The 11,429-nt window shown below is 61.5% G+C and carries 8 protein-coding genes; 4 read left to right on the top strand and 4 right to left on the bottom strand.

Features of this window, described 5'->3' with window-relative positions; all coding sequences use genetic code 11:
- The 3 genes from AYR66_RS28820 to folD form a co-directional block, all read right to left on the bottom strand.
- The coding region (locus AYR66_RS28820; RefSeq protein ID WP_206047114.1) for a DUF4124 domain-containing protein at positions 1-257 on the bottom strand (257 nt) is incomplete at its 3' end.
- Between the two features lie 16 nt (positions 258-273).
- A complete protein-coding gene (locus AYR66_RS09180; protein WP_088707246.1) occupies positions 274-2,340 on the bottom strand; it encodes a M3 family metallopeptidase in 2,067 nt (688 codons plus the stop codon).
- Between the two features lie 5 nt (positions 2,341-2,345).
- Positions 2,346-3,191 (bottom strand): bifunctional methylenetetrahydrofolate dehydrogenase/methenyltetrahydrofolate cyclohydrolase FolD, encoded by an 846-nt coding sequence (folD, locus tag AYR66_RS09175; RefSeq protein ID WP_088707245.1) that lies wholly within the window; start codon positions 3,189-3,191, stop codon positions 2,346-2,348.
- 254 nt (positions 3,192-3,445) lie between these two features.
- Between folD and aceE the strand changes: the two genes are divergently transcribed.
- From aceE to lpdA, 4 genes are all read left to right on the top strand, one after another.
- Positions 3,446-6,142, top strand: a complete 2,697-nt coding sequence (gene aceE, locus AYR66_RS09170) for a pyruvate dehydrogenase (acetyl-transferring), homodimeric type (RefSeq protein WP_088707244.1) — start codon at positions 3,446-3,448, stop codon at positions 6,140-6,142.
- Positions 6,143-6,232: 90 nt separating this feature from the next.
- The gene (aceF, locus tag AYR66_RS09165) at positions 6,233-7,858 is read left to right on the top strand and encodes a dihydrolipoyllysine-residue acetyltransferase (protein ID WP_088707243.1); all 1,626 of its coding nucleotides are present in this window, start codon (positions 6,233-6,235) and stop codon (positions 7,856-7,858) included.
- A gap of 103 nt (positions 7,859-7,961) precedes the next feature.
- Positions 7,962-8,531, top strand: a complete 570-nt coding sequence (locus tag AYR66_RS09160) for an Ntn hydrolase family protein (protein ID WP_088707242.1) — start codon at positions 7,962-7,964, stop codon at positions 8,529-8,531.
- Between the two features lie 46 nt (positions 8,532-8,577).
- A complete protein-coding gene (lpdA, locus tag AYR66_RS09155; RefSeq protein ID WP_088707241.1) occupies positions 8,578-10,353 on the top strand; it encodes a dihydrolipoyl dehydrogenase in 1,776 nt (591 codons plus the stop codon).
- Between the two features lie 80 nt (positions 10,354-10,433).
- Here the strand turns inward: lpdA and AYR66_RS09150 are convergent.
- The coding region (locus AYR66_RS09150) for a response regulator (protein ID WP_206047113.1) at positions 10,434-11,429 on the bottom strand (996 nt) is incomplete at its 5' end.

The following is an 11,429-nucleotide window of genomic DNA, read 5'->3' as shown; positions in this document are numbered from 1 at the left end:
CGGGGCTGGCAATCCTTGGTGGTGTACAGCGTCACCGGGTGGGCTTTGACCGCCTCGGCCACTTCATAGGGAAGATCGGCGGTGCTTACGCCGCCGATGCTCACCGCTTTGGTTTCAACACGGGTCGCGGTGGACGGCGGCGGGGCGTCGCTGTACGTCACCTTGCCGTCCGGACCGACCCACTTGTACAGCTGGCCATATGCAGAGCCGACGCACATCAGCATGAGGATGGTGCAGGATTGCAGTATGCGTTTCATGGTTTTTCCCTGATGATCAGGCCGTCATCCCGTTGTGCCGCAGCAACGCATCGATGCTCGGTTCACGTCCGCGGAAGGCCTTGAAGGATTCCAGCGCAGGACGCGAACCGCCCATGGCGAGCACTTCGCGCTGGAATTTCTGGCCGATTTCCGCAGAAAGCACGTTTCCGCTTGCTGCAGCGGCCTCCTCGAAGGCGCTATAGGCGTCGGCGGACAGGACTTCAGCCCATTTGTAGCTATAGTAACCCGCAGCATAACCGCCTGCGAAGATGTGGCCGAAGGAATTCTGGAAGCGGTTGAAGGCCGGCGGGATCATGACCGCAACCTGGTGGCGCACTTCGTTGAGCACGTCCTGCACCGACTTGCCGGCATAGGGATCGTGGTCGAAGTGCAGGTGCATGTCGAACAGCGCGAACTCCACCTGGCGCAGTGTCTGCAGGCCGGACTGGAAGTTCTTCGCGGCGATCATCTTGTCGAACAGTTCACGTGGCAACGAAGCGCCGGTATCGACATGCGCCGTCATGTGCTGCAGCACATCCCATTCCCAGCAGAAGTTTTCCATGAACTGCGACGGCAGTTCGACCGCGTCCCATTCAACGCCGGCGATGCCCGATACGCCAAGCTCGTCCACCTGCGTCAGCATGTGGTGCAGGCCGTGGCCGAATTCGTGGAACAGCGTGATCACTTCATCGTGCGTGAACAATGCCGGCTTCGCCTTGCCATCGATTACGGCGGGTTCGGTGAAGTTGCAGGTCAGGTAAGCGACCGGCGTCTGCAATGACGCACCATGCTTGCGGCGACCGCGCGCATCGTCCATCCACGCGCCGCCGCGCTTGCCGTGGCGGGCGTAGAGGTCGAGGTAGAACTGGCCGACCAGCTGGCCGTTCTTTTCGATGCGGAAGAACTTCACGTCCTTGTGCCAGGTCGGCGCGGTATCCGGCTTCACGTCAACTGCGAACAGTGTCTGGATCACGCGGAACAGGCCTTCGACGACCTTGTGCTCCGGGAAGTATTGTTTCACTTCCTGCTCCGAGAACGCGTAGCGTTGCTGGCGCAGTTTTTCCGACGCATAGGTGACATCCCACGCTTCGAGGGTATCGAGGCCGAGTTCCTTCTTTGCGAAGGCGCGCAGTTCGGCGAGGTCGTTCTCGGCGAACGGACGCGCACGTTTGGCGAGGTCTGCGAGGAAGGAAATCACCTGCTGCGGCGTCTCGGCCATCTTGGGCACGAGGGAGACTTCGGCGAAATTCGGGAAGCCGAGCAGCTTGGCCTCTTCATCGCGCAGCTTCAGGATGTCGACGATGTTCTGCGTGTTGTCCCATTCAGGCTTCGCGCCCAGCTCGGAAGCCTTGGTCGCGTTGGCACGGTAAATCTGCTCGCGCAGTTCGCGCTTGTCCGCGTATTGCAGGATCGGGAAGTAGGAGGGGAAGTGCAGCGTGAACTTGTATCCGGGCTTGCCGTCCTTTTCCGCGGCGGAGCGCGCCGCATGCTTCACGTCTTCGGGCACGCCGGCCAGGTCGGCTTCGTTCTCGACAAACAGGCCGTAGTCGTTGGTGGCGTCGAGCACGTTTTCCGAAAACTTCGTCGACAGCGCGGCCTGTTTCTCCTGGATCTCGGCGAAGCGCGGCTTCTTGTCGTCGGGCAGTTCGGCGCCGCCCAGGCGGAAGTCGCGCAGGGCATTCTCGATGATCTTCTTGCGTGCCGGCGACAGAGACGCGTATTCGCTGCCCGACTTGAGCGCCTTGTACTTGTCGAACAGCGCGAGGTTCTGTCCCAGCGAGGTCCAGAACTCGGTCACCTTCGGCAGGTTCTCGTTGTAGGCGGCGCGCAGCTCCGGCGTATCGACGACAGAATTCAAATGACCGACGACCCCCCATGCCCGGCCCAACTTTTCGGTCGCGTTTTCAAGCGGTTCAACGAAGTTGTCCCACGTGACGCTATCCATCGGCGCTTCAAGGCGCATGACGACAGCGCGGTTTTCATCAAGCAGCGCGGATACGGCCGGAGTCACATGCTCCGGTTTGATATCCGCAAAACGGGGCAGGTCGGAAAAATCGAGCAGGGGATTCTGGGCGGAAGTCATCGGGTTCAGGTTCTTTCTGCGGCCTCAATAGTGTTAACAAGCAGCATCGTAATCGTCATCGGGCCCACGCCACCCGGTACCGGGGTGATGTAGCCAGCGACTTCCTTGGCATTGGCGAAATCGACATCGCCGCACAACTTGCCGTTATCGTCGCGATTCATGCCGACATCGATTACGACCGCGCCGGGCTTGACCATGTCCGCAGTGACGATATTACGCTTGCCGGTCGCGACCACGAGAATGTCGGCCTGCCGCGTGTGATGGCCGAGGTCCCGCGTCTTCGAATTGCAAATGGTGACGGTGGCACCCGCCTGCAAGAGCAGCATGGCTTGCGGCTTGCCGACGATGTTGGACGCGCCGACGACAACTGCATTGGCGCCGCGCACCGGATAGTCGATGGATTCCAGCATCTTCATCACCCCGTAAGGTGTGCAGGGACGGAACAGCGGTTGGCCGGTCATCAGCAGGCCGGCGTTGCTGACGTGGAAGCCGTCCACGTCCTTGTCCGCTGCAATCGCTTCAATCACCTTGTGGGAATTGATATGCGCCGGCAATGGAAGTTGCACCAGGATGCCATTGATTTTCGGGTCCTTGTTGAGCGCATCGATACGGGCCAGCAGCGCTTCTTCCGTCATGTCCGCGTCGTACTTCTCCATGACCGAGTGGATGCCGTTGTCTTCGCATGCCTTGACCTTGTTGCGGACATAGACCTGCGATGCCGCGTTGTCGCCGACCAGAATCACGGCCAAGCCGGGCTGCTTGCCCTTGGCGGTCAGGGCGGCGGCGCGCTTGGCGACGTCCGCGCGGAGTTGTTGGGAGAGGAGGTTTCCGTCGATGAGTTGTGCGGGCATGGTTGTAGATAGCGTGAGTACAGATTAAAACAAGATTATAAGTCGGCGGGGTTTGTCAGGACGTAAGGAAGCGCCAAACGAATTGGTGCGTCGCCGCATGTATTCCACATTATGAAAAGTGATCTCGCAATTTGAAAAGTTGAAAAAGTGCTGTTAGAATCTTTTCACCGCGCACCATCCCAGTTGTTTCTTGTCAAAAAATTCACTCGTCCGCCACCCGGACGGAACCGGCACTTAACCTAGGAGACACATCAATGTCCGCCCAGCTCGACCAAGTGTTGGCGCAAGCCGCCAATGATCCCGATGTAATGGAAACGCAAGAGTGGCTAGACGCGCTCGAAGCCGTGATTGATACCGAAGGCCCCGAACGCGCGCATTACCTCATGGAGCGCATGGTCGACCTGGCTCGCCGCCGCGGTGCCCACATCCCGTTCTCCGCCAATACCGCCTACGTCAACACCATCCCCGCCCACCTCGGCGAACACTGCCCCGGCAATCTCGAATACGAAGAGCGCCTGCGCTCCTGGATGCGCTGGAACGCGATGGCGATGGTCGTGAAGACCAACCGCGCCGACGGCGACCTTGGCGGCCACATTTCCTCGTTTGCCTCGCTGGCCAACATGCTGGGCATCGGCTTCAACCACTTCTGGCACGCACCGACCGAAGAGCATGGCGGCGACCTGCTGTACATCCAGGGTCACTCCTCTCCCGGCATTTATGCACGCGCCTTCCTCGAAGGCCGCCTGTCCGAAGACCAGCTCCTGAATTTCCGCCGCGAAGTCGACGGCAAGGGCCTGTCTTCCTACCCGCACCCGAAGCTGATGCCGGAGTTCTGGCAGTTCCCGACGGTGTCCATGGGCCTCGGCCCGCTGATGGCGATCTACCAGGCCCGCTTCCTGAAGTACCTGCATGCGCGCGGCATCGCCAAAACCGACAACCGCAAGGTCTGGGCCTTCTGCGGCGACGGCGAAATGGACGAACCGGAATCCATGGGCGCGATCGGCATGGCCGGCCGCGAAAAGCTGGACAACCTCGTCATCGTCGTCAACTGCAACCTGCAGCGCCTGGACGGCCCGGTGCGCGGCAACGGCAAGATCATCCAGGAACTGGAAGCCGACTTCCGCGGCGCCGGCTGGAACGTGGTCAAGGTCATCTGGGGCAGCTACTGGGATGAACTGCTGGCACGCGACAAGGAAGGCATCCTGCAGCGCGTGATGATGGAAACCTGCGACGGCGAATACCAGAACTACAAGGCCAAGGACGGCGCCTACGTGCGCAAGCACTTCTTCGGCAAGCATCCGAAGCTGCTGGAACTGGTTTCCAAGATGTCCGACGACGACATCTGGCGCCTCAACCGCGGCGGCCACGATCCGCACAAGATTTACGCTGCATTCAAGAACGCCCAGGAACACAAGGGCCAGCCGACCGTGCTGCTGGTCAAGACCATCAAGGGCTTCGGCATGGGCAAGTCCGGCGAGGCGCGCAACACCGCCCACCAGACGAAGAAGCTGGACGATGCAGCCGTGCGCGAAATGCGCGACCGCTTCAATATCCCGATTCCGGACGACAAGCTTGCCGAAATCCCGTTCTTCAAGCCCTCCGACGATTCTCCGGAAATGAAGTACCTGCACGAGCGCCGCAAGGCTCTCGGCGGTTACCTGCCGCAACGCCGCCCGAAGGCTGATGAAACCCTGACCGTGCCGGACATCTCCGCATTCCAGGCAGTGCTCGACGCGACTCCGGAAGGCCGCGAGATTTCGACGACCCAGGCTTACGTCCGCATCATCACCGCACTGTTGCGCGACCAGAGCCTCGGCAAGCGCGTCGTGCCGATCCTCGTGGACGAAGCACGTACCTTCGGTATGGAAGGCTTGTTCCGCCAGATCGGCATCTTCAACCAGCAGGGCCAGTTGTACGAGCCGGTCGACAAGGACCAGGTGATGTACTACCGCGAAGACAAGGCCGGCCAGATCCTGCAGGAAGGCATCAACGAAGCGGGCGGCATGAGCTCGTGGATCGCCGCGGCGACATCGTACTCGACGAACAACCGCGTGATGATTCCGTTCTACATCTATTACTCGATGTTCGGTCTCCAGCGCGTGGGTGACCTCGCATGGGCAGCAGGCGACATGCGCGCCCGCGGCTTCCTGCTCGGCGGCACGGCAGGACGCACGACGCTGAACGGCGAAGGCCTGCAGCACGAAGACGGCCACAGCCACCTGATGGCAGCCACGATTCCGAACTGCGTTCCGTACGACCCGACGTTCGCCCACGAAGTCGCCGTGATCATCCACGACGGCCTGAAGCGCATGGTCGAGAAGCAGGAAGACGTGTTCTACTACATCACCCTGATGAACGAGAACTACGCGCATCCGGGCCTGAAGCCGGGCACCGAGCAAGACCTGCTGAAGGGCATGTACCTGCTGCAGGAAGGCGACAAGAAGTCGAAGAAGCGCGTCCAGCTGATGGGCTCCGGCACCATCCTGCGCGAAGCGATCGCAGCGGCGGAATTGCTCAAGGACGATTGGGGCATCGCCGCCGACATCTGGTCCGCGCCGTCCTTCACCCTGCTGGCCCGCGACGGCCAGGATGCGGACCGCTGGAACCTCGTGCATCCGACCGAAGCGCCGCGCGTGCCGCACGTGACCAAGCTGCTGCAAGGCACGACTGGTCCGGTCGTTGCGACCAGCGACTACATGCGCCTGTTTGCCGAACAGATCCGCGCCTTCATTCCGAAGGGCCGCAACTACAAGGTGCTCGGCACCGACGGTTTCGGTCGTTCCGACAGCCGCGCGAAGCTGCGCGAGTTCTTCGAAGTCAATCGCTACTACGTGACGGTAGCGGCACTGAAGGCACTTGCGGAAGACGGCACGATCGAAGCATCGGTGGTTGCACAGGCGATTGCCAAGTACGGCATCGATCCGAACAAGCCGAATCCGGTGACTGTGTAATCAAGAAAACCAACCCCGCCGGCCGGCTCCTTCCCCTCAAGCTGGGGGAAGGAGCTGGTCCGCGAGAGAACAAGAAACGGAGCTAAAGCTATGAGCTTAACGGAAGTCAAAGTCCCGGATATCGGCGATTTCAAGGAAGTGGAAGTCATTGAACTGATGGTCAAGCCGGGCGACACGATTGCTGTCGACCAGTCGCTGATCACCGTCGAATCCGACAAGGCCAGCATGGAGATCCCCTCCAGCCATGCAGGCGTCGTCAAGGAAATCAAGGTCAAGGTCGGCGACAAGGTGTCGGAAGGCACCCTCGTCCTGTTGATCGAAGCAGGCGCCGGCGCATCCGCCGCGCCCGCCGCTGCTGCACCGGCTCCCGCCGCGGCAGCACCCGCACCTGCCGCCGCCGCACCGGCACCCGCTGCAGGTCCGTCCATAATTGACGTGCAGGTTCCCGACATCGGCGATTTCAAGGATGTGGAAGTCATCGAACTGATGGTCAAACCGGGTGATACGGTCAAGGTCGAGCAGTCGCTGATTACCGTCGAGTCCGACAAGGCCAGCATGGAGATCCCGTCCAGCCACGCCGGCGTCGTCAAGGAAATCCTGGTGAAGGTCGGCGACAAGGTGTCGAAGGGCTCGCTGGTCGTCAAGTTGGAAACGCAAGGCGGCGCGGCAGCGCCCGCACCCGCTGCCGCGGCGGCAAGCGCTCCTGCGGCAGCCACTGCGTCCGCACCCGCGCCCGCAGCGAAGGCTGCGCCGACCGCTGCGCTTGAACCTGCTACGCCGGCCAATACCAAGGCCCACGCGTCCCCGTCCGTGCGCAAGTTCGCGCGCGAACTGGGTGTTGACCTCGGCCGTGTCACCGGTTCCGGTCCGAAGGGCCGCATCCTGCACACCGACATCCAGGGCTTCGTGAAGTCAGTCATGGCCGGCGCTGCTGCAGCACCGGCCGCCGCCGCGGCCAAGGGTGGCAGCGGCGCGGGCCTCGACCTGCTGCCGTGGCCGTCGCTCGACTTCTCCAAGTTCGGAGAAACCGAGCTGCAGCCGCTGCCGCGCATCAAGAAGATCAGCGGCCCGAACCTGCACCGCAACTGGGTCATGATCCCGCACGTCACGCAGTTCGAAGACGCGGACATCACCGAGTTGGAAGAATTCCGCAAGGATTCCAACAACGCACTTGCCAAGTCCGGCGTCAAGCTCACCATGCTGGCGTTCGTGATCAAGGCCAGCGTCTCGGCGCTGAAGAAGTTCCCGGCCTTCAATTCCTCGCTGGATGAGAAGGGCGAGAACCTGATTCTCAAGAAGTACTACAACATCGGCTTCGCAGCGGACACGCCGCAAGGCCTGGTGGTGCCGGTGGTTAAGAACGCCGACAAGAAGAGCATTTCGGAAATCGCCAAGGAAATGGGCGACCTGTCGGCAGCGGCGCGCGACGGTAAGCTGAAGCCGGCCGACATGCAGGGCGCGACCTTTACGATTTCGTCGCTCGGCGGTATCGGCGGCACGGCGTTCACGCCGATCGTCAATGCGCCTGAAGTCGCGATCCTCGGCCTGTCGAAGTCCGCGATCAAGCCGGTGTGGGACGGCAAGCAGTTCCAGCCGCGCCTGATCCTGCCGCTGTCGCTGTCCTACGACCACCGCGTGGTCGACGGCGCGATGGGCGCGCGCTTCGCATCCTACCTGGCCGATGTGCTGGGCGACATGCGCAAGACGTTGCTGTGATTCTGCGAACGGGAAGCGGGCGCCATCACTCCGGGAAAATGAGAGAATCCCTCCCTTTTCCCGCGGCCCCTAGTGCCGGCTTTCCCATTTACGGAGATCAACAATGACTACCTGCGTCGTCGTCAAGAAGAACAACGAAGTCGCTATCGCGTCGGATTCGCTCGTCACTTTCGGCGATACCCGGCTCTCGCACGCATACGAACTCAACGAGAAGGTTTTTCCCGTTGGCGATTCTTATGTGACGCTTGCCGGCACCGCCGCGCATTTTCCGGTCATGCGCAAGCTGCTGACCGGGATGGGCGAGGAGTGCAGGCTGGGCACGCGCGATGAAGTGTTCGAGACGTTTTCCAGGGTGCACGAAATACTGAAGGACAAGTATTTCCTGAACACCAAGGAAGACGAAGACGACCCGTACGAATCTTCGCAGATCACTGCGCTGATCGCCAATCCTGCCGGCATCTTCGGTGTGTATTCCTACCGCGAGGTGTTCAGCTTTGAACGCTTCTGGGGCATCGGCAGCGGGCGCAATTTTGCGCTCGGGGCGATGTATGCGGTGTACGACAGCAAGCTGTCGGCGAGGGAGATTGCTGAGATCGGCGTGCGTGCAGGCGAGGAATTCGACAAGAGCACATCGGGTCCGTTTCGGATTTTCAGTTTTCCGATGAAAGATTAATAAATTCCCGCCCGATCAGGTGGCGGGAGAGAATGGAGCAAACGCTATGAGCATTGTGGAAGTCAAGGTTCCCGATATCGGCGATTTCAAGGAAGTCGAAGTCATTGAATTGCTGGTCAAGCCGGGCGACACCATCGCCGTCGACCAGTCCCTGGTCACGGTCGAATCCGACAAGGCCAGCATGGAGATTCCGTCGAGCCACGCCGGCGTCGTCAAGGAACTCAAGGTCAAGATGGGCGACAAGGTTTCCGAAGGCTCGCTGCTGCTCCTCGTGGAAGCATCCGCCGGCGCAGCCGCATTGGCACCCGCTCCGGCGCCGGCACCTGCAGCCGCCGCGCCTGCTCCTGCGGCAGCAGCCCCGGCACCCGCACCTGTCGCGGGCAGCTACGGCGGCAAGGTCGATGTCGAGTGCGACATGCTTGTACTCGGTGCTGGCCCCGGTGGCTATTCGGCGGCATTCCGCTCCGCCGACCTCGGCATGAGCACCGTGCTCGTGGAAAAGTATTCGACCCTCGGCGGCGTGTGCCTGAACGTCGGTTGCATCCCGTCGAAGGCGCTGCTGCACGTCGCTGCCGTCATCGATGAAACTGCGGCGATGGCCGCGCATGGCGTCACCTTCGGCAAGCCCGAGATCGATATCGACAAGCTGCGCGGGTACAAGGAAAAGGTCATCAAGAAGATGACCACCGGCCTGGCCGGCATGGCCAAGTCGCGGAAGGTGAACGTGGTGCAGGGCGTAGGCCAGTTCGTCAGCCCGAACCACATGGAAGTCACTGCAGCCGACGGCAGCAAGAAGACGGTGCAGTTCAAGCAGGCGATCATCGCTGCCGGCTCTGCCGTCGTGAAGCTGCCCTTCGTGCCGGAAGATCCGCGCATCGTCGATTCCACCGGCGCGCTGGAACTGCGCCAGGTGCCGAAGAAGATGCTGGTCATCGGCGGCGGCATCATCGGCCTCGAAATGGCGACGGTGTATTCCACGTTGGGCGCACGCATCGATGTCGTTGAAATGATGGACGGTCTGATGCAGGGCGCGGACCGCGACCTCGTCAAGGTCTGGCAGAAGTTCAACGAGAAGCGCTTCGACAAGATCATGACCAAGACCAAGACGGTCGGTGTCGAGGCACTGAAGGAAGGTATCAAGGTCACCTTCGAGAGCGCGGATCCGTCCGTCGCGTCGCCGGAACCGCAGCTGTACGACATGGTGCTGGTGGCCGTCGGCCGCAGCCCGAACGGCAAGAAGATCGCCGCCGACAAGGCTGGCGTGGCTGTCACCGACCGCGGCTTCATCAATGTCGATGCGCAGATGCGCACCAACGTGCCGCACATCTTCGCCATCGGCGACATCGTCGGCCAGCCGATGCTGGCGCACAAGGCAGTGCATGAGGCGCATGTGGCCGCCGAAGCGGCCGCCGGCCAGAAGTCCTTCTTCGATGCTCGCGTGATTCCGTCGGTAGCCTACACCGATCCGGAAGTGGCATGGGTCGGCATGACGGAAGATGAAGCCAAGGCCAAAGGCGTCAAGCTCGAGAAGGGCCTGTTCCCGTGGGCGGCGAGCGGCCGCGCGACGGCGAACGGCCGCGACGAGGGCTTCACCAAGCTGCTGTTCGATGCCGAAACGCATCGCATCGTCGGCGGCGGCATCGTCGGCACCCATGCGGGCGACATGATCGGTGAAATCGCGCTGGCAATCGAAATGGGCGCGGACGCAGTGGATATCGGCAAGACCATCCACCCGCACCCGACGCTGGGCGAGTCGATCGGGATGGCGGCGGAAGCCTTCGAAGGCGTTTGCACCGACCTTCCGCCTGCACGCAAGAAGTAATCCTTCGCTGCAAAGAACAATGGGGGCCGCCTGCAGAAGGCGGCCCCCATTTTTTTGGGGCGATTTCTTTTGACGCGCGCTCAGGCGGTTCCGAAAATCCGCTTGAAGCCGATGCCGATCCGGTGCATGAATGAGTGGTCGTCCGTATCACGCGCGTGAACAGCCGGTTGCGCGGTGCGCGTTTCCTCGATCCGGAGGTCCTGCTCCAGTTTTTCCTGCAATCCTTCCGGTGCTTTTTCGACCGCATGGCGTTGCACGGCGCTGGGACTGCGCTTGAGTTCCTGATGTTTGTTCACCGCGGAAGCAAGCATCAGCTTAAGGAAACCCGGCTTCACCGGCTTCGGGATGAAGCGGTAGATCTGCCCCTGGTTGATCAGCTTGATGATGGTGTCGACATCGCTGTCGGCAGTGAACATGATCGACACGATCTCCGGGCGGCGCTGCTTGAGCAGCTTGACGAGCGGCGTCGTATCCATGCGCCCGACACGCGTATCGCTCATCACCACGCCCACAGGCTGCGCGCTGAGGATGGTCACGGCCTCTGACAGCGTGCTGGCATGCCGGAATTCCGCTTCCGGCGATACCGCCTGCCGGACCAGTTCGATCATTTCCTTGTCGTCGTCGATCAGCAGGATGGTTCCGCTGCCTGCCGCTTCCTCGGTAGGGGAGGGCGCCGGCTCGGGATTGGCTTTCGCGATCACCGCGGCTTCCGCAACGGTCCGTGTCAGCTCTTCGTTCGACCACGGCTTGTTGACGAAGCGGAAGATTTCGCCTTCGTTGACCGAGCGCAGGATGGCCTGCAGGTCGGAGTAACCGGTGAGCAGGATGCGCATCGCACGTGGCGCGATCCTGCAGGCTTCGCGCAGGAATTCCGATCCCATCATGCCGGGCATGCGCTGGTCGCTGACGATGACGTCGAAGTCATGCTTGCGCAGCATGTCCAGTGCGCTCAGCCCGTCGGGCGCGGTCATCACGTCGAATTCCTTGTGCAGCATCCAGTGCAGCGAGCGCAGGATGTTCGGCTCGTCATCGACGCACAGCACAAGTCCTTTCTTGTCCCTCATGCATGGATCCTT

It is taken from the genome of Noviherbaspirillum denitrificans, from assembly GCF_002211445.1.
Classification (GTDB): domain Bacteria; phylum Pseudomonadota; class Gammaproteobacteria; order Burkholderiales; family Burkholderiaceae_D; genus Noviherbaspirillum; species Noviherbaspirillum denitrificans.
Note: the sequence above shows the minus strand (reverse complement) of the source record. Positions and strands in the feature narration are given on the sequence as shown.